Source organism: Amycolatopsis sp. NBC_00355 (assembly GCF_036104975.1).
Taxonomy (GTDB): Bacteria; Actinomycetota; Actinomycetes; order Mycobacteriales; family Pseudonocardiaceae; genus Amycolatopsis.
Genome location: NZ_CP107982.1, coordinates 9,682,981 through 9,700,265 on the forward strand (window position 1 = coordinate 9,682,981; position 17,285 = coordinate 9,700,265).

Sequence of the window (17,285 nt, forward strand, 5' to 3'; positions counted from 1 at the left end):
TCACGGTTTCCGGCAGCTGACGGCGGTCACGGCCGCCTTCGGCACGACCTTGGTGCTCTTGGTGGACGTGACCGTGCGGTCGACGCGGTAGGAAGAGCCGCCCTCGGAGTACGCGGTCTCGATCAGTTCGCCGGAGTCGTCCCCCGGGATGTCGTAGGTGATGTCGTAGTCCCAGAGCAGGGTGCTCGCGCCGAGCACGCTGAGCTTCGGTTCGACGACGACGTTGCAGCCGGCCGTGCCGAAGCACTGCTTGGACACGACGCTGAGCGCGACGGAGTAATCCTTCGCGGTCGGCTCCGGCAGCAGTGGTCCGGTGGTGGTCGGTGCGACCGGTTCGGGGATCGACGGGCTGGTGGTGGCGGGCGCGGTGGCGTCACGTGGGCGCACCTGCCCGTCGGCCGACGCCCACGTTCCGCCGGGGCCGGCACACGGCACCTGCTGGGACTTGTCCAGGCACGGACCGGACGCGGCCTTGCCGACCGCGACCACGACCACGACCACGATCACCACGACGATGCCGGCCACCAGCAGCGGCAGGGCGACCAGCGCGGCGACGCCCCGTCTTGCGCGGCGGCTTCGGCACTCGCGGCGTCTCGCGCGGGGTTGTAACCATCGCCACAGGCGTGCCGGGCGCCACTCGCGCTCGGCGAAAGTGGTCAAAACCTTTATCGGTTTCCCGCCCGAAAAGAACGCGGAGTGATCACCCAAGCGCGCGGTGTCGCCTATAGGGTCACAAATGTTGCACGGCCGAGTTCAGCGTCACGATCATGGACTCGAACGGCGTAACGTGCGGTCCCGAATCGACGACTCCCCGGGACAATGCCGGGGGCGGGCTCGACCAGAGGGAGGCCCTTCGTGGACGACCTGATCGCATTCCTCGCCGCGCGCGTGGGCGCGCGGCAGGCGTTGATCATGCAGGCCGTCAACAAGGCCAAGGCCGGCGAGACGATGAACCGCGGGGAGACGAAGGTCGCCGTGGAGCAGCGGGTGCGCGGGCTGGTCGACCTCGAGCTCGACGTGGTCAACCAGATGATCAACGAGATCGAGGCGACGCGCCGGATCCTGCTCGCCCACCGCACGACGGTGTCCGAGAAGGTCCCCGGGTTTCCGCTCTACGGCAGCGAATACTGGTGTGAGACCTGCCACGTGCCCGCCGACGAGGCCGGCTCGAACTGGTGCCTCACCCTGCGCCTGCTGGCACTGCCCTACGCCGATCACTCGGACTACAGCGAGCGCTGGCGCCCCTGACGGGAATCCCGTCGCGCGCCGGGCGTTGCACCCGGTGTGAAGCTTTCCGTGCTCGACCGTTCGCCCGTGCGGCGCGGCAGCACCCCGGCGCGGGCGCTGCGGGACACCGTCGCCTTCGCCGCCGGCGTCGAACGGCTGGGCTACCACCGGTTCTGGGTGTCCGAGCACCACAGCGTGCCCGGGGTCGCCGGGTCCGCGCCGACCGTGCTGGCCGCGGCCGTCGCCGGGGCGACGTCGAAGATCCGCGTCGGCACCGGCGGGGTGATGCTGCCGAACCACCGGCCGCTGGTCGTCGCCGAGCAGTTCGGGGTCCTCGAAGCGCTCCACCCCGGCCGGATCGACCTGGGGCTGGGCCGTTCCGTCGGGTTCACCGGCGGGGTCCGGGAGGCGCTGGGCCACGGCAAGGAAGCCGCCGACGACTTCGGCGCGCAGGTGCGGGAGCTGCTCGGGTTCTTCACCGGCGACCACGCTTACCCGGGCGTCCACGCGTATCCGGCCGAGGGTCTGCGCGTGCCGCCGTTCCTGCTGGCCACCGGCTCCGGCGCGGACCTCGCCGCCGAGCTCGGGCTGCCGCTGGTGATCGCGCCCGTACGCGGGGAACAGGCGCTGAAGGAAGCCGTGACGCGCTATCGCGACGGGTTCCGGCCGTCGGAGTGGGCGGGGGAGCCGTACGTCGTGGTCTCGACGGCCATCGCTGTCGCGGAGCCGGCGGAGGCGGCGCGGCGCCTGCTCGTCCCGGAGGCCTGGGCGACGGTGTATTCGCGCTCCCACGGCGTCTTCCCGCCCCTGTCGCCGCCCGCGGAGGTCCTGGCCCTGCCGATGACCGACCGCGAGCGCCGGCGGCTCGAGGAGACCCTGGACGGCCAGATCTCCGGGACGCCGGCCGAGGTCGGCGATCGGCTGGGGGCACTGGTCGAGACCACCGGAGCCGACGAAGTCCTCGCGACGACGGCGGCCTACGACCAGTCCGCGCGGCTGGATTCGTTCGCGGCTCTCGCCGAGTTGGCCGATCTTCGCGTTCCGGCCTGAATTTCCGTGACCCGCCGACCAATTCGCCGGACTTCACGTCGGTGAATCAATATCCGGGTGCCGATATAACGCGTCGAATTATTTCCGGTGTGTGCCGCGACGATTCGGCGGTACCGTTCTCGCATGACTGCCGGGTCGGCCATGAGCCGTGAGCAGACGGGTTCCCCGGCCACGTCCTGACCTCCGGGCGGGCGCGTGGCCCGCCTCCCGCACGTCTTCCGTCCATCGGAACGTGCGCGGGAAGGAGGTGAAATCGCATGTCCCGTGACGAAGAGAGCCTGTCCGGCCTCGCCGAGGGCGACGTGCTCGACGGCGTGGTCGTGAAGGTGCTGCCGTTCGGTGCGTTCGTCGAGGTCGGGCCCGGGCTCCACGGCCTGCTGGTGACCACCGGCGCGCCGGAAGCCGGCACCCGGCTTCCGGTCCGTGTCGAGCGGATCGACGTCGCACACCGCCGGTTCAGCCTGGTGAGGGCCTAGCCGGAAGCGGACCGGGCCGGGCGCCCGGCCCGGTCTGCGCGGCGATCACCCGAGGACCAGGGGCAACCGGGCCGCGAGGTCGCCCAGTGCCGCCGTTTCCGCGTCGCTCGGGGCGCGGCGGCCGGTGCCGACCAGCAGGGCGTCGGTGTCGGAGAACGACGCCGGGAACGGCGCTCCGGCGATCTTCTCCAGCATCTCGCGTGTGCGGGCGAGGCCGGGCGGCCGGGCCCCGGCGACCAGGTCCAGGTGGTGCAACGTCCACTCCAGTACGTAGGCCGAGAGGTAGTCGCCCGCGGTGAGGACCATGTCCTGGGTCGCGACGCGCACCCCGGGATCGGCGCGGCCGGCGGCACGGCCCGCCGCCGAGCCCACGTCGTCGAGGTGGAACTTCAGCAGCGCCGGGTCTTCGTACGCGGCGGCCAGCCGGACGATCAACGCGTCCAGGGGATCGTCGCCGGCCGGCGGGGTTTCGGCGACCTTCCAGGAGGTGATCGCGTCGGCCGTGGGCTCGGCTTCGGCCGGTGTGACGAGGGTGATCAGCACGTCCTGCGCGTCGATCACCAAGTGGCACACCAGGTCCCGCACCAGCCAGCCCCGGCAGCCCGACGGTTTCGCGAAGTCCTCGTCCGGCAGGGCGGCGACCGCCGCGAGCAACGCCGTCCACGAACGCGAGAAGAGATCCACGACGGCCAAGGTAGCGATTCAGAGCCTCAGCTGCAGCTGGGTAAGGATGCGCTGGGCCGGATCGCCGAAGTCCACACCGGACACTTCGGCGGCGCGCCGGACGCGGTACCGCACGGTGTTGGGGTGGATGTTCAACGCCGACGCGGCGGCGCGGACGTCGCCGAACGCGTCGAGCCACGCCAGCACGGCGGGCACCAGGATGCCGCCGTGCTCGGCGTCGTGCTCCACCAGCGCCGTCAGCCGCGGGTCGCGGATCCGCGGCTGGTCGCCGAGGTAGGCCAGCACCTCCGACAGCAGCACCTCGGCGCGGACGTCGGCCAGCGACGCGACGTCGGACGGCCAGTGCCCGCGCGCCATCGTGGCCAGGACGCGATCGGCGTCACCGCGGGAGGCGACGGCGTCGGACAGCCGCGGCACGACGCCGCCGAGCGCGGCCCGCACCGGGACTTCGAGGTGCCGCCGCGCCGCGCCGACGATCTCGCGGGCCAGCGCCAGGACGGCGGCGTCCGAGTGCTCGGGCAGGTCCGGCAGCAGGGCGTAGACGCGGCCGCCGATCACGCTGACCAGCGCACTGCGGCGGTAGGCGGCGGTGTGCACGGCGATCAGGTGGACGAGCTCGGCGCGGCGCAGCTGACGGTTCTCCGCCCGGCTCAACGCGAACGCCAGCACCTGGGCCGGCCGCGACGGGTCGGCGCCGATGTCGTCGGCGACCGACTCGGCGTCCAGCTTGCCTTCCAGCAGGCTCGCCAGGAGGTCTTCCCGCAGCCGCAGCTCGGGGCTGGGCAGGGTGCGGGCGCGGATCAGCTGCGGGGCGAGCGCGCGGCTCGCGCCGAGCAGCGCCAGCTCGGCCTGCTCGGTGAGCGGCTGGGCGCCCTCCTGGACCCAGATCGTGCCGAGCGGCTGCGTGCCGGCGTGGATGCCCGCCGCGATGCGCCGCCGGATGCCGAGCTCCGGGCGCTCGTCGATCCGCACGATCCCCTCACCGGCGCGAAGCCGCTGGTAGACGCCCCATTCGCGGAGCAGGGCGAGGTAGCGTTCCGGGCCTTCGCGGCCGAGGATCGACAGCCGCCGCAGTTCGTCGACCTCGTCGCCGGCGCGGGAGTAGGCGAGCACGCGGCTCGCCGTGTCCTCGATGCTGACGAGCCCGCCGGTGAGGGTCGCAATCGTCTGCGCCAGGGCGAACAGGTCACCGAGCACCTCGCCGCTCGCCGCCTCGCCGCCCGCGCGGGCGGCCTCGACGACACCACGGGCGAGTGACTCCACTTGCTCCCAGCGGGCTTCGGCGCCGACGGTGAGCAGGGCGACGCCGGCGTCGGCGGCGACCTCGGCGCTCCCTGCGCCGGTGCCCTTGACCGCCACGGCCGCCGCCCCGCCGCGGCCGGCCGCGCGGATCGCGGGCGCCGCGGCCCGCCCGCGCGCGCCGATGACCAGCACGAGGTCGCCGGGGCTCGCTTCGAGCGGGTCCTCGGGGTCGAGGATGACGACGTCCGAGACCGGCACGCCAAGGCCGTGCGGGGCCACGACGACCTCGACCAGCGGTTCGCCGAGGGTCGCGAGCACGTGCCGCAGCGACGTCCCGGCCGTCACCTGCGGGTCAGCCGATCGGACAAGCTCATGTCGGTGATTTTAGCCGTCCGGACAAACCCAGAACACGTGTCCGGGGTTACCGTTCGGGGCATCAGGACTTAGAGCAGCGCTGCAGAGGAGCCGCCGTGGACGCCGTGACCCAGACCCCCGCCCCGAAGAACGAGACGGTGCTGACGTACGCGCCGGGCAGCGCCGAGCGCGCGGAACTCGAGGGTGCGCTCAAGCGGCTGGGCCAGGCGGAACCCGTCGACCTCACGGTCACCGTCGGAGGTGAGCAGCGTCCCGGCGGCGGCGAGAAGATCGACGTCGTCCAGCCGCACAACCGCCGCCACGTGCTGGGCACCATCCACAGCGCCACCCAGCAGGACACCACCGACGCCATCACCGCGGCCGCGCAGGTCGCGCCGGAGTGGCGCGCGCTGTCCTACGACGACCGCGCCGCCATCCTGCTGCGCGCGGCCGACCTGCTGACCGGCCCGTGGCGCGCGACGATCAACGCCGCGACCATGCTCGGCCAGTCCAAGACCGCGACCCAGGCCGAGATCGACTCCGCCTGCGAGCTCGCCGACTTCTGGCGCTTCAACGTCGAGTTCGGCCGCCGCGTGCTCACCGAGCAGCCGATCAGCTCGCCGGGCGTGTGGAACCGCCTGGAGCACCGGCCGCTCGAAGGCTTCGTCTACGCGATCACGCCGTTCAACTTCACCGCGATCGCCGGCAACCTGCCGACCGCGCCCGCGCTGATGGGCAACACCGTGCTGTGGAAGCCGTCGCCGACGCAGTCGTTCGCCGCGCACCTGACCATGCGGCTGCTCGAAGAGGCCGGCCTGCCGGCGGGCGTCATCAACCTGCTGCCGGGTGACGGCAAGGCCGTCTCCGAGGTCGCCCTGACCCACCGCGACCTGGCCGGCGTCCACTTCACCGGCTCGACCGCGACGTTCCAGCACCTCTGGGGCACGATCGGCGCGAACATCGCCGGCTACCGCTCCTACCCGCGGCTGGTCGGCGAGACCGGCGGCAAGGACTTCATCGTCGCGCACCCGTCGGCCGACGTCGACGTCCTGCGCACCGCGATGGTCCGCGGTGCTTTCGAGTACCAGGGCCAGAAGTGCTCCGCGGCTTCGCGGGCCTACATCCCGCGCAGCGTATGGAACCGGGTGAAGGACGGTCTCGTCGCGGAGACCGAGGCCCTGTCCTACGGCGACGTCACCGACCTGTCGCACTTCGGCGGCGCGGTGATCGACCAGCGCGCGTTCGACAAGCACGCTTCGCTGTTCGACCGCGTCAAGGGGGACGCCTCGGTGGAGATCCTCACCGGCGGCACCGCCGACGACACCGACGGCTTCTTCGTCCAGCCGACGATCCTCGTCTCGGACAACCCGAAGCACGAGATCTTCTCGACCGAGTACTTCGGCCCGATCCTGTCGGTGCACGTCTACGAGGACGGCGATTTCGACGCCGTGCTGAAGCTGGTCGACGAGACGGCGTCCTACGCGCTGACCGGCGCGATCATCGCGAACGACCGCACGGCCGTGGCGAAGGCGTCCGAGGCGCTGCGGTTCGCCGCCGGCAACTTCTACGTCAACGACAAGCCGACCGGCGCGGTCGTCGGCCAGCAGCCGTTCGGCGGCGCGCGGGCCTCGGGCACCAACGACAAGGCCGGCTCGATCTTCAACCTGCAGCGCTGGACGAGCCCGCGGTCGATCAAGGAGACCTTCGTCCCGCCGACCAGCGTCCGCTACCCGCACCAGGGCTGAGAGGGAGACCGTCATGCTGCGTGCCCCGTTGCTCGCCGCCGCCCGCTCGAAGGGCATCCGGCGGCTCGTCGAAGCGGTGCCCGCCACGCGATCCGTGGTGCGCCGCTTCGTCGCCGGGTCCGAGACCGCCGACGCCGTCCGCGTCGCCGGGGAACTGGCCGTTGACGGCCGGCGGATCACCCTCGACCACCTGGGTGAGGACACCACCGACGCCGCCCAGGCGGCGGCGACGGTCGCGGCCTACGAAGCCGTGCTGTCGGCCCTGGCGTCCGAGGGGCTCGCCTCGGGAGCGGACGTGTCGGTGAAGCTGTCGGCCGTCGGGCAGTTCCTGCCGTCGAACGGCGAGGACGTCGCGCTGGAGAACGCCCGGAAGATCTGCGCCGCGGCGGACGCGGTCGGCGCGACGGTGACGCTCGACATGGAGGACCACACCACCACGGACTCGACGCTCGGCATCCTGCGCGAGCTGCGCGGCGAGTACCCGTGGGTGGGCGCGGTGCTGCAGGCGTACCTGCGGCGCACCGAGCAGGACTGCCGCGACCTGTCCGGCCCGGGTTCGCGGGTGCGGCTGTGCAAGGGCGCCTACGCCGAGCCGGAGTCGGCCGCCTTCCAGGACAAGGGCGACGTCGACAAGTCGTACGTGCGCTGCCTGCGCGTCCTGATGGCCGGGCAGGGTTACCCGATGGTGGCTTCGCACGACCCGCGGATGATCGAGATCGCCGCCGCGCTGGCGATCGAGAACACCCGGTCGTCGGATGACCACGAGTTCCAGATGCTCTACGGCATCCGGCCGGAGGAGCAGGCCCGGATCGCGGCGTCGGGCTCGCGGATGCGCGTCTACGTGCCCTACGGCGACGAGTGGTACGGCTACTTCATGCGCCGTCTCGCGGAACGCCCGGCCAACCTCGGGTTCTTCCTGCGCGGCCTGGCCACCCGGTCCTGAAAAGCCGTGAAGGCCTCCTTACCGGCTCTTACGGCCGGTAAGGAGGCCTTCACGGCTTTCGGCGTTACGCCTGCTCGGAAGCCTCGGCTTCGGCGGCCTTGCGCTTGACCTCGGCCATGTCGATGTCGCGCGCCTGCTTGATCAGGTCCTCCAGGGCGGGCTCCGGGAGCGCGCCGGGCTGGGAGTAGATCAGCGTCTTGTCGCGGATGATCGCCAGCGTCGGGATCGAGCGGACGTCGAAGGCGGCCGCGAGCTGCTGCTGCGCCTCCGTGTCGACGCTCGCGAACACGATGTCGTCGTGCTTCTCCGACGCCTTCTCGTACACCGGCGCGAACTGACGGCACGGGCCGCACCAGCTCGCCCAGAAGTCGATGAGGACGAACTCGTGGTCATTGAGGGTCTGGTCGAAGTTCTCGGCGGTCAGCTCAACGGTGCTCATGACCAGGTCAACGACTCGGGCCCGGCGGGAATTCCCGGGCGCGCGGTAGCGTCTGCACGAGCGAAACCCCGCGTGACCCGAGGAGGACACATGGCCGACAGGGAGATCCTGGGCCGGATCGACGAGCTGATCGCGGAGGAGCACGAGCTCCGCTCGCGTTCGGTGGGCGTGGGCCTGGCCGGCGCCGACAAGGACCGGCTCACCTCGGTCGAGCAACAGCTGGACCAGTGCTGGGACCTGCTCCGGCAGCGCCGCGCGAAGACCGAGTTCCACGAGAACCCGGAAGACGCCCAGGCCCGCCCGGTCTCCGAGGTCGAGTCCTACCGCCAGTAACGACGTACCCAGAGGGTCGGCTCGCGTACCTGGAGGGTCGGTTCGCGTACCTGGAGGGTCGGCTCGTGAGCCGACTGTCTGGGTACGTGAGCCGACTGTCTGGGTACGTGAACCGACTGTCTGGGTACGTGAGCCGACTGTCCGGGTACGCGGGCCGACTCTCCGGGTACGGGGGTCAGGCGGGGCAGAGGGTGCCGTCGGCGGGGATCTTGCCGTCGATGAGGAAGCCGCGGGCCGCGTCCGTGACGCAGGGGGACGCGCCCAGGGCGCCGTGGCCCGCGCCCTGCCAGGTCAGCGTGACCGCGGACGGCATCTGGTCGGCCGCGCGGGTGGTGCCGACCTGCGGGGTGACCGGGTCGGCCGCGGTGGCCGTGACCAGGATCGGCGGCGCGCCCGGGGCGCCCGCCGGGGGCAGCGGCTCGGTCCGCACCGGCCACGGGCCGCACCACGCCAGCTGCTGGGCCACGACCGCGCCGAACTGCGGGTACTTGGCGCGCATCCCGGCGACGATCTGGTCGAGCTGGTCGGCCGAGAGGCGCGTCTGGCTGTCGTTGCAGTGCGTCGCGATGGCGGAGTCGAGCCGTGACGGCTGGGCCCGCGAGTCGTGCAACGCCGGCGTGGCGAACGCGGCGAGCGGCGCGATGGTCCCGCCCTTGGCCGCCGTGATCGCGTCGGCCAGCTCGGGCCAGCGCGAGCGCTGCGCCAGTCCCGAGTAGACGGCGAACATCGCGACGCCCGGGCCGAACGCGGTCCCGTCGTCGGTCGACGGCGGCGCGGCGCGCAGCTGGTCGGTCAGGGTGGCGAGGGCGGCCTTCGGGTCGCCGAGCGAGCACCCGCGCGCCGTGCAGTCGGCCGCGAAAGCGTCCAAAGTGGACTGTGCGCCGGCCGCGACGGCGTCGAGCACCGCGGCGGTGTCCGGGCCCGGGTCGGGCACGCCGTCGAGCACCATCCGGCCGACCTGGCCGGGGAAGCGCACCGCGTACTCCGACAGCACCTTCGAGCCGTCGCCGCGGCCGAGCGCGTCGAGCCGCTCCATGCCCAGCTGCTTGCGCAGCTCGTCGAGGTCGCCCGCGGCGCGCCAGCTGTCCAGCGCCGTCTGCGTGTCGTCCAGCTCGATGGCGCACTGCTGACCGGCCTTGCGCGCGGCGTCCAGGACGTCGGCGAGGCCGCCCTGCGCCGGGTCGGCGTCGATCAGGTCGTGCCGGATCTCGGCCGGCACGCACTGCACCGCGCCCGACATCCCGGTGCCGCGCCGGTCCAGGCCGATCAGCGAGAACTTCTCCAGGAACGCCGGCGGCAGCGTGGCGGCGAGGCGGGCGGCGTAGATCGTGCCCGGTTCGCCGTCGACGTCGTTGACCACGACCAGCGGCACCGGCCCGGCGCCGACCTTGAGCGCCAGCAGGCGCATGACCGAGCGGCGCGGCTCGTCCGGCGCGTCGACCGGGGTCGGCACGCGGGCGCAGGTGAAGTGCAGGGTGTCCGGGACGGGCGGGGTGCCGATCCGCTGGCGGGTGTCGTCGTCGCAGTCGGACCACTTCAGCGACGACGACTGCGGCTCGCCCAGCGGCGGCAGCGGCACCGACGGCGTGGCGCCGGGCGCGGTCGACTTCGCCGGGCCGTCGTTCTCGACCAGGGCCGGGCGCACCGACGGCCCCGCGGCGCAGCCCGCGGCGGAGGCCAGGGCGAGCAGCGCGACCAGGAGACGGGAACGGCGGCGCACGGGCGAAGTCCTCACGTAGATCAAGGCCGGAACACCGTGAGCTTTCCACGTCCGGTGTGGGACGCGGGTTAGCGGGTGCGCACCACCTGGCCGCGGAACACCGCGTCGAGGTCGTAGCGGGCCGGCTCGTCGAGCTGGCTGTAGTCGCACGACGCGGGCTCGCGGTCCGGGCGCCACCGCACGAACCGCGCGTTGTGCCGGAACCGCGACGGCATACCGCCCTCGGTGTTCTCGTAGGCCACCTCGACGACGCGCTCGGGCCGCAACGGCACCCATTCGTGCTCGGTGGCGCGCCAGCGGGTGATCCCGCCGGGGATCCGCTGCGCCTCGCCGGTGGCCTTGCCGCCCCACGGGTGGTCTTCGCCGTCGGTGATCAGCGGCGCCAGCTCTTCGGCCAGCTCGCGACGGCGTTCCTTCGGGAACGACCCGATGGTGCCGACGTGGTGCAGCACGCCGGCCTCGTCGTGCAGGCCGAGCAGGAACGAGCCGACGAGGTCGCCCGGGCCGCCGTCGACGTGCCAGCGCAGCCCGGCCAGCACGCAGTCGGCCGTGCGCAGGTGCTTGTACTTGAGCAGCACCCGCTTGCCGGGGGAGTAGGGCTCCTCCAGCGGCTTGCCGATGACGCCGTCGAGGCCGGCGCCCTCGAACAGCTCGAACCAGTGCCGCGCGGTGTCGGCGTCGGTGGTGGCCGGGGTGAGCGAGATCCGGCCGTCGGCCAGCTTCTCGAGCCGTTCGCGGCGGGCCGACGTCGGTTCGTCCAGGAAGGATTCGTCGCCGAGGGCGAGCAGGTCGAACGCGACGAACTCGGCCGGCTGCTCGGCCGACAGCAGCGTGACGCGGCTTTCGGCGGGGTGGATCCGCTCGGTGAGCGCGTCGAAGTCGAGCCGCCCGTCCCGCGCGACGACGAGCTCGCCGTCGAGCACGACCTTCGGCGGCAGGATCTCGAGCAGCCGCGCGACCGCCTCCGGGAAGTACCGGTTCAGCGGCTTCTCCGCGCGGGACTGCAGGTACAGCTCGTCGCCGTCGCGGAAGACGATGCAGCGGAAGCCGTCCCACTTGGGCTCGAACAGCAGCCCGCCGGAGTCCGGGATGGCCTTGGCGGGCTTGGCGAGCATCGGCTTCAGCGGCGGCTGCAGCGGTAGGGGCATGACGGCATTCTGCGGAACGACGCCGCTCAGCGCACGCGTTTGGCCTGGCTCGTGTCGAGTTCGAGGCGCACGGCGGTGGGCAGGACGTCGAGGCCGAGCGACTCGCGCGCCCTGGTCAGCACGCGCAGGTCGAGGTCTTCCCAGACACGCTTGAGGTCGGTGCCCTCGTGCAGGTACAGGGTGATGCGCAACGCGGGAGAAGTCCGGGAGCCGACCGCGCGGACCCGGGCGCGGCTGACGCCGTCGAGTTGCTCCGCGTCGGCCTGGACGGCGCCCGAGATCGCGCCCGCCGTGACGACGAGTTCGGCACCCACCGCGTCGTCGAGGGCCAGGTCGGGCCGCGGTTCCGGGCGCAACGACCGCAGCGCCCAGCGCAGGCCCAGCACGAGCAGGAGCACGCCGAGCACGATCGCGGCGATGCGGGCGGGGGTGGCGTGCTCGCCCAGCCAGCCGACGGCGATCGGGTCGAGCAGCGGCCGGCGGCCGCGGAACTCGCCGAGCCAGCCGGCGCCGACGACCAGCGCCAGCGCGCCGCCGAGCAGGGCCAGCAGCCCGACGAGGAACGTCAGCGCGCGTTCGCCCGCGTACGACCGGGAAAGCGCCTTCGTGGCAGTGGAGTTGCCGGACTTGCTCATCGGCGGTCCTTCGGCGAGTCGACGACGACGCTGACCTTCGGCCGCCGGGCCAGGGGGACGTCGTCGAGCAGCGTGGCCACGGTCTCCAGCAGGCGCGGCCGCAGCTCACCCTCGGTCTCGAGCCTGCTGGTCGCGCGGACCCGGACCCGGCGGGCGCTGGCGGTGACCGTCGCGCCGGCGACGTTGTCCTGCGCCCGCACGACGAGCCCGACGAGCCGGGCCAGCGACCGCGGAGACGTCGAGACGCTGACGTCGTCGGCCGGGTCGGTCAGCCGGACCGCGCGGTTGCCGGCGGCCAGCGCGCACAGGAGCAGCACCAGGCCCGCGACGGCGAGCACGACGGCGCCGACGCGCACGGTGTAGGCGTCCCAGCCCAGGGCCGTGAGTTCGGCCTGCCAGCGCGGCCACGGCACCAGCAGCGGCCCGGACCCCGGGCGCCACCAGTGCCAGCCGACCTCGAGCGCGAGCAGCGCCCCGGCGGCGGCGAAGGCCAGGCCGAGCAGGGTGGACAGGAGGCGGACGATCGGGCGCACGGCTACCGCACCCTCGGCGCGACGTCGGGCAGCAGCGCCGACACCGTCACGGCCAGGGCCCGCACCTGGTAGGAGGTGATCCGCTCGACCTCTTCGACGACCCGCTCGCGGACGGCGCCGACGACCGCGCGCACCGCCACCGGGTAGTTCAGGGCGAGCTCCAGCGCCAGATCCACCTCGTCGTCGTGGCCGCCGACCCGCGCGTTCGCGCCCTTCTTGCCGGCCCGCGCGGTACCGGGCACCTGATCGGCCGCGTGCTGCGCGACCTTGCGCACCACCGAGTGGCCGATGGTGAGGGTGCCGCGCTCGGCCGGTTCGGCGAGCTCGCGCGGCACGTCGAGGAGCCGGCTCACTTGTCGCGGCCCTTCCCGAACAGCTCGCCGAGGTCGAGCTCGCCGTCGAGCACCCGGCCGGCGACCAGCCCGATGATCCCGACGGCCAGGGTCACCAGGAACGCGGTGAACCCCTGGGTCGCGGCCAGGCCGAGGATGAGCCCGGCCAGGAGCCCGGTCTGCGTTGCGTTCACTTCGTCCTCCTAGGACAGGCGGGGGAGAAACCCCTTCTTACGGGGTCCGGGTGGCGGAGCCTCCGGCCCGGGGCCAGGCCCCGGATGGCACTGCGGGAGTCATTGCACGCGGGGCGGGCGGCGGCGCTTGCGCAACTTCGCGAGCACGGCGGCCACCCCGCGGCGGTTCACCACGAAGCGGATCGGCGCGTCGAACCGGGTTTCGTCCACTGCGGACTTTCCGGCGCGGAACCGGGCCAGCCCCGCGGCGAACTCGGCCGGATCACCGCCGACGTCGGGGTGGTGGGTGCGCACGAACTCCCGGAAGGCCGCGCGGGCCTCCGGGTCCTCCCGCGCCCCCCGCGCGGTCACTCCACCCGCGACGGGAGTTCGGGCTCGTCCTCGCCCGGCAGGTGGATGTCGTTGACGGCGATGTTGACCTCGATCACCTCGAGGCCGGTGATCTGCTCGACGGCGGTGATCACGTTGCGCCGCACCGCGCGGGCGACGTCGGCGATGCGCGCGCCGTACTCGACGACGACGTCGAGGTCGATCGCGGTCTGCTTCTCGCCGACCTCCACCGACACGCCGGACGTGGTGACCGTGCCGGAGCCGGGGATGCGCTCGCGCAGGGCGCTGAACGCCCGTGACATGCCGCCACCCAGCGCGTACACCCCGGTGACCTCGCGGGTGGCCATCCCGGCGACCTTCTGCACCACGAGCGACGAGATCGTGGTGCGGCCGGCGGCGCCCTCCTCGTTGAGCGGGGTCACCGTGCCGGGGCTTTCGGTCCGTTCCGGATGCATGCCTGCAAGCTCCTCTCGAGCGGTCTTGTCGTCCCTACGATGCCCGCGACCACGGGGCTCTCACGCAAGGTCACCCATTCGGGGGAATAGGTCAGTCGTCATGGACGTCGACGACGTGCACGTTCACCGCCGTCGCCACGCCCAGCTGCCGCGACAGCTCCGCGGTGATCTCCCGCCGGAGCGTCTCGGCGGCTTCGTCGGCGGTGATGCCGAAGCGGACCGACACCAGCACCTGGACCACCTCGTCCTCGACCGCGACGGCCGAGATCCGCACGCCCGCCGGCGCCCGCGCCTCGGCGATCGCCGAGGCCAGGCGGCCGACGACCCGCTCGGTCACGCGCAGGCTGCCTTCCTCGCCGGGCACGTCCACCGCCGTCCGGCGGCCGCGGGCCACCGTGCGCAGCACGCGTTCGACCAGGCCGGGCGGCGTCGGCACCCGGCGGCGGGCGGCCGCGCGCACGGCGTCCCAGCGGGGGTCCTGTTCCGGGTCCATCACCGCTCCCTCAGCTCGGCGAGCAGCGCCACCCTGGCCCGGTGCAGGCGGGAGCGCAAGGCGCCGACGTTCACGTCGAGCACTTCGGCGACCTCTTCGTAACTCAGCCCTTCGAGTTCGCGCAGCACCAGCGGCACCCGCTGGGACAGCTCCAGCCGGCCGATCGCGCGCAGCACCGCGTCGACCTCCTCGGCGCGCACGACGCGGCCCTCCGGCCCGGGCTCGGCCGCCGCCAGCAGCGCACTGTCCAGAGTGGACTTCCCCTCGGGTTCGGGGGAGTCCAGGGAGATCGTCGGCTTCCGGCGGCGCAGGATCGCGAGCGCGCCGTTGGTGACGACGCGGTAGAGCCAGGTCGAGACGGCCGACTCGTGCCGGAACCCGCCCAGCGAGCGCCACGCGGCGAGCCACGCCTCCTGCACGACGTCCTCGGCCTCGGCGGCGCTCCCGGTGATCCGCAGCGCCACCCGGTACATCCGGGGCGTGTGCCGCCGGACCAGGGCGCCGAACGCGGCTTCGTCGCCGCCCGCGGCCCGTTCGACCAGCGTGACGTCGTCGCTCATCCGGCACCCCGGCGGTAACGCAGGAGCGTGAAGCCGTCCTCGACGAGCACGGAGGCCAGCGCCAGCGCCCGCGGTGCGGCCGGCGCCGGGCCCGCGGCGATGCGCCCGGCGCCGCCCGCCACGAGCAGCGGCGCGACGGTCAGGCAGAGCTGGTCGACGAGGTCGGCGGCGATCAGCCCGGCGAACAGGCGCGGCCCGCCTTCGCAGTCGACACGGCGCAGGCCGCGTTCGGCCAGCAGGCGCAGGGCGAGCGCGAGGTCGACGTCGTCGTCGCCGGCGCGCACGACCTCGGTGCCGTCGAGGTGCGCGGTGTCGGCGCCGGTCGTGGTGACCACGATCGGGGCCACGACCGTGTCGGTGAACAACGGAGAGTGCGGGTCGAGGTCCGCGGTGCGGGTCACGACGGCGATCGGCGGGACGTCCGCCAGCCCGAGCCGGCGACGCCGCTCCAGCCGTTTCGCGCTCGCCCGGACCCCGCGGTAGTTCTCGGCGCGAGCGGTGCCGGCGCCGACCAGGACGACGTCGCAGAGGTCGCGCCCGAGCAGGAAGACCTCGCGGTCGGCGGCGTGCGAGAGGCCCGCGGACGTCGTGTCGACCTCGACCGCGCCGTCGGCGGAGGCGACGAAGTTGACCTGCACCCAGGCGCGCTCGAGGGTCGCCGGGTAGGCGTAGATCGCCTCCAGGTCGGCCCCGGTCAGCTCGCCCGGTGATGGTGGCCACACACTCCGCACCCGACCATCCCAGCACGCCCCGGAACCCGTTCTCCACCGGGGGATATGGCTACTCACCGGTGATCCTGGGCCACCGGGGCGGCGGATAGGCTCTGCGACCATGCCCGCGCACCTGACCGACCGCCGTCCCGTGCTCGGCGCCGACGAGCTGATCACGGCGCTGGTGCCGCCGCCGCGTTTCGGCGCGGTGCGGTTCGACACGTACCTCCCGAACCCGGACGAGCCCAGCCAGGCCGCCGCGGTCGAGGCCTGCTCGGCGTTCGCGGAGCGCATCGGCGCGCGACCGGAGAAGAAGAAGTTCCGGCTCTTCGGCGGCTCGCCCGCGCCGTCCGGGCCGATGGGGCTCTACCTCGACGGCGGCTTCGGCGTCGGCAAGACCCACCTGCTGGCCTCGGCGTGGCACGCGGCGCCGTCCCCGAAGGCGTACGGCACGTTCGTCGAGCTGACCCACCTGGTCGGCGCGCTCGGCTTCCCCGAGGCCGTCCGGCGGCTCTCGGAGCACCGGATCCTGGCCATCGACGAGTTCGAGCTGGACGACCCGGGCGACACCACCCTGGTCACCCGGCTGCTGCAGGAGCTGATGGACGCCGGGGTGCACATCGCGGCGACGTCGAACACCCTGCCGGAGAAGCTCGGCGAAGGCCGCTTCGCCGCCGAGGACTTCCTGCGCGAGATCCAGTCGCTGTCGGCCCGGTTCGGCGTGGTGCGCGTCGACGGCCCGGACTACCGCCACCGCGGCCTGCCGGACGCGCCGCCGCCCGTCTCGCCCGAAGAACTCGAGGAGTCCGTCGCGGCCCACGAAGGGTCCACTGTGGACGACTTCGACGCGCTGTGCGAGCACCTGGGCGAGCTGCACCCGTCGCGCTACGGGCGGCTGCTGGACGGCGTGACGCGGGTGCACCTGCGCGGTATCCACCCGGCGCCGGACCAGAACGTCGCGCTGCGGCTGGTGGCCCTGGCCGACCGCCTCTACGACCGCGCGATCCCGGTCGTCGTCTCGGGCGACCCGCTGCCGTCCCTGTTCACCGAAGAGATGATCGAAGGCGGCTACCGCAAGAAGTACCTGCGCGCGATCAGCCGCTTGACGGCACTGGCACGCGACGCGGCACAGACCACGTGACGAGCACGACGGCGACCGCGAAGAGCGTGCCGCCGACGACGTCGGTGAGGTAGTGGTAGCCCATGCCGATCAGGCCGGCCGTGGCCGCCAGCAACGCGAGGGCGCTCAGCACGACGACGTAGGTCTTGCGCGTGAGAAGCACCAGCACGGTCAGCACCGAGACCAGGCCGACGGTGTGGCCGCTCGGGTAGACCAGCGTGTCGTTCTTCCACCGGTCGTACAGCGGCTTGAGCAGCCAGGTGTTGAGCAGGATGGCCAGCACCGGCCCGCCCAGCGCCAGTGCGGCGTCCAGCCGCCGCCCGGCGCGCAGGCAGCAGAAGACGGCGACGGCGGCCAGTGCGAACACCACGTACGGCTCGGTCGGCAGCACCAGTACCGCGGCCGCGCCCGGCCCCAGGTGCGCGACGGCGGCCGCGGCGGCCGAGTCGAGCGCGCCGGGCGTGTCCCCACCGGCGAACGGGAGCCCCAGTAGCAGGGCCAGCAGGCCGCAGACCGCGGCGAGCACCCACATCGTCCTCACCCGTGCGAGGGTAGCCGTGAC

General features: G+C 73.1%; 23 protein-coding genes. 7 read left to right on the forward strand and 16 right to left on the reverse strand.

Going from position 1 to position 17,285, the window contains the following annotated elements:
- Complete coding sequence (locus OHS18_RS45040) at positions 1-525, reverse strand: hypothetical protein (protein ID WP_328614916.1); 525 nt, start codon at positions 523-525, stop codon at positions 1-3.
- 330 nt (positions 526-855) lie between these two features.
- Between OHS18_RS45040 and OHS18_RS45045 the strand changes: the two genes are divergently transcribed.
- The 3 genes from OHS18_RS45045 to OHS18_RS45055 all read left to right on the forward strand — a co-directional run bounded on the left by OHS18_RS45045 (position 856) and on the right by OHS18_RS45055 (position 2,753).
- A complete protein-coding gene (locus OHS18_RS45045; RefSeq protein ID WP_328458649.1) occupies positions 856-1,248 on the forward strand; it encodes a DUF6221 family protein in 393 nt (130 codons plus the stop codon).
- 48 nt (positions 1,249-1,296) lie between these two features.
- Positions 1,297-2,277, forward strand: a complete 981-nt coding sequence (locus OHS18_RS45050) for an LLM class flavin-dependent oxidoreductase (protein ID WP_328614917.1) — start codon at positions 1,297-1,299, stop codon at positions 2,275-2,277.
- Between the two features lie 257 nt (positions 2,278-2,534).
- Positions 2,535-2,753 (forward strand): S1 RNA-binding domain-containing protein, encoded by a 219-nt coding sequence (locus tag OHS18_RS45055; protein ID WP_328614918.1) that lies wholly within the window; start codon positions 2,535-2,537, stop codon positions 2,751-2,753.
- Between the two features lie 45 nt (positions 2,754-2,798).
- On the opposite strand, the gene OHS18_RS45060 is transcribed toward OHS18_RS45055, so the two are convergent.
- Both OHS18_RS45060 and OHS18_RS45065 read right to left on the reverse strand, forming a co-directional pair.
- On the reverse strand, positions 2,799-3,437 hold the full coding sequence (locus OHS18_RS45060) for a maleylpyruvate isomerase N-terminal domain-containing protein (protein ID WP_328614919.1): 639 nt from the start codon (positions 3,435-3,437) through the stop codon (positions 2,799-2,801).
- An 18-nt stretch (positions 3,438-3,455) separates the two neighbouring features.
- Complete coding sequence (locus OHS18_RS45065) at positions 3,456-5,024, reverse strand: PucR family transcriptional regulator (protein WP_328614920.1); 1,569 nt, start codon at positions 5,022-5,024, stop codon at positions 3,456-3,458.
- Between the two features lie 125 nt (positions 5,025-5,149).
- Here OHS18_RS45065 and pruA point away from each other — a divergent pair, with 125 nt between their 5' ends.
- Together pruA and OHS18_RS45075 are read left to right on the forward strand one after the other, a co-directional pair.
- Positions 5,150-6,778 carry an L-glutamate gamma-semialdehyde dehydrogenase gene (gene pruA, locus OHS18_RS45070; protein WP_328614921.1) on the forward strand — a complete coding sequence of 543 codons (1,629 nt, stop codon included), beginning with the start codon at positions 5,150-5,152 and terminating at the stop codon, positions 6,776-6,778.
- A gap of 13 nt (positions 6,779-6,791) precedes the next feature.
- Positions 6,792-7,721, forward strand: coding sequence for a proline dehydrogenase family protein (locus tag OHS18_RS45075; protein WP_328458637.1), 930 nt, complete (start codon positions 6,792-6,794; stop codon positions 7,719-7,721).
- 64 nt (positions 7,722-7,785) lie between these two features.
- Here the strand turns inward: OHS18_RS45075 and OHS18_RS45080 are convergent, their stop codons facing one another.
- Complete coding sequence (locus tag OHS18_RS45080; protein WP_328614922.1) at positions 7,786-8,160, reverse strand: thioredoxin family protein; 375 nt, start codon at positions 8,158-8,160, stop codon at positions 7,786-7,788.
- Between the two features lie 90 nt (positions 8,161-8,250).
- Between OHS18_RS45080 and OHS18_RS45085 the strand changes: the two genes are divergently transcribed.
- Complete coding sequence (locus OHS18_RS45085; protein ID WP_328458633.1) at positions 8,251-8,493, forward strand: DUF2630 family protein; 243 nt, start codon at positions 8,251-8,253, stop codon at positions 8,491-8,493.
- 175 nt (positions 8,494-8,668) lie between these two features.
- Here OHS18_RS45085 and OHS18_RS45090 read toward each other — a convergent pair whose 3' ends face one another.
- The 11 genes from OHS18_RS45090 to OHS18_RS45140 all read right to left on the reverse strand — a co-directional run bounded on the left by OHS18_RS45090 (position 8,669) and on the right by OHS18_RS45140 (position 15,624).
- Positions 8,669-10,213 carry an alpha/beta hydrolase gene (locus OHS18_RS45090; RefSeq protein WP_442874452.1) on the reverse strand — a complete coding sequence of 515 codons (1,545 nt, stop codon included), beginning with the start codon at positions 10,211-10,213 and terminating at the stop codon, positions 8,669-8,671.
- Between the two features lie 68 nt (positions 10,214-10,281).
- Positions 10,282-11,361, reverse strand: coding sequence for an ATP-dependent DNA ligase (locus OHS18_RS45095; RefSeq protein WP_328614923.1), 1,080 nt, complete (start codon positions 11,359-11,361; stop codon positions 10,282-10,284).
- Positions 11,362-11,387: 26 nt separating this feature from the next.
- Positions 11,388-11,996 carry an alkaline shock response membrane anchor protein AmaP gene (locus OHS18_RS45100; protein WP_328614924.1) on the reverse strand — a complete coding sequence of 203 codons (609 nt, stop codon included), beginning with the start codon at positions 11,994-11,996 and terminating at the stop codon, positions 11,388-11,390.
- A complete protein-coding gene (locus OHS18_RS45105; RefSeq protein ID WP_328614925.1) occupies positions 11,993-12,529 on the reverse strand; it encodes a DUF6286 domain-containing protein in 537 nt (178 codons plus the stop codon). The genes OHS18_RS45100 and OHS18_RS45105 overlap by 4 nt, the downstream gene beginning before the upstream one ends.
- Before the next feature lie 2 nt (positions 12,530-12,531).
- The gene (locus OHS18_RS45110) at positions 12,532-12,882 is read right to left on the reverse strand and encodes a hypothetical protein (RefSeq protein ID WP_328458623.1); all 351 of its coding nucleotides are present in this window, start codon (positions 12,880-12,882) and stop codon (positions 12,532-12,534) included.
- On the reverse strand, positions 12,879-13,055 hold the full coding sequence (locus OHS18_RS45115) for a hypothetical protein (RefSeq protein WP_013224542.1): 177 nt from the start codon (positions 13,053-13,055) through the stop codon (positions 12,879-12,881). The genes OHS18_RS45110 and OHS18_RS45115 overlap by 4 nt, the downstream gene beginning before the upstream one ends.
- A 99-nt stretch (positions 13,056-13,154) precedes the next feature.
- Positions 13,155-13,406: a hypothetical protein gene (locus tag OHS18_RS45120; protein WP_328614926.1), complete on the reverse strand. Its 252-nt coding sequence runs from the start codon at positions 13,404-13,406 to the stop codon at positions 13,155-13,157.
- Positions 13,403-13,840 carry an Asp23/Gls24 family envelope stress response protein gene (locus OHS18_RS45125; RefSeq protein WP_328458613.1) on the reverse strand — a complete coding sequence of 146 codons (438 nt, stop codon included), beginning with the start codon at positions 13,838-13,840 and terminating at the stop codon, positions 13,403-13,405. The genes OHS18_RS45120 and OHS18_RS45125 overlap by 4 nt, the downstream gene beginning before the upstream one ends.
- Before the next feature lie 91 nt (positions 13,841-13,931).
- Positions 13,932-14,333 carry an Asp23/Gls24 family envelope stress response protein gene (locus OHS18_RS45130; protein ID WP_328458611.1) on the reverse strand — a complete coding sequence of 134 codons (402 nt, stop codon included), beginning with the start codon at positions 14,331-14,333 and terminating at the stop codon, positions 13,932-13,934.
- The gene (locus tag OHS18_RS45135; RefSeq protein WP_328458609.1) at positions 14,333-14,893 is read right to left on the reverse strand and encodes an RNA polymerase sigma factor; all 561 of its coding nucleotides are present in this window, start codon (positions 14,891-14,893) and stop codon (positions 14,333-14,335) included. Before OHS18_RS45135 ends, OHS18_RS45130 begins: the two co-directional genes overlap by 1 nt.
- Positions 14,890-15,624 (reverse strand): dihydrofolate reductase family protein, encoded by a 735-nt coding sequence (locus tag OHS18_RS45140; protein ID WP_328614927.1) that lies wholly within the window; start codon positions 15,622-15,624, stop codon positions 14,890-14,892. Before OHS18_RS45140 ends, OHS18_RS45135 begins: the two co-directional genes overlap by 4 nt.
- Before the next feature lie 100 nt (positions 15,625-15,724).
- Here OHS18_RS45140 and zapE point away from each other — a divergent pair, with 100 nt between their 5' ends.
- Positions 15,725-16,744 carry a cell division protein ZapE gene (gene zapE / locus OHS18_RS45145; RefSeq protein WP_328614928.1) on the forward strand — a complete coding sequence of 340 codons (1,020 nt, stop codon included), beginning with the start codon at positions 15,725-15,727 and terminating at the stop codon, positions 16,742-16,744.
- On the opposite strand, the gene OHS18_RS45150 is transcribed toward zapE, so the two are convergent.
- Positions 16,698-17,255 carry a phosphatase PAP2 family protein gene (locus OHS18_RS45150; RefSeq protein ID WP_442875454.1) on the reverse strand — a complete coding sequence of 186 codons (558 nt, stop codon included), beginning with the start codon at positions 17,253-17,255 and terminating at the stop codon, positions 16,698-16,700. The two genes, zapE and OHS18_RS45150, sit on opposite strands and share 47 nt — an antisense overlap.
- Between the last annotated feature and the right edge of the window lie 30 nt (positions 17,256-17,285).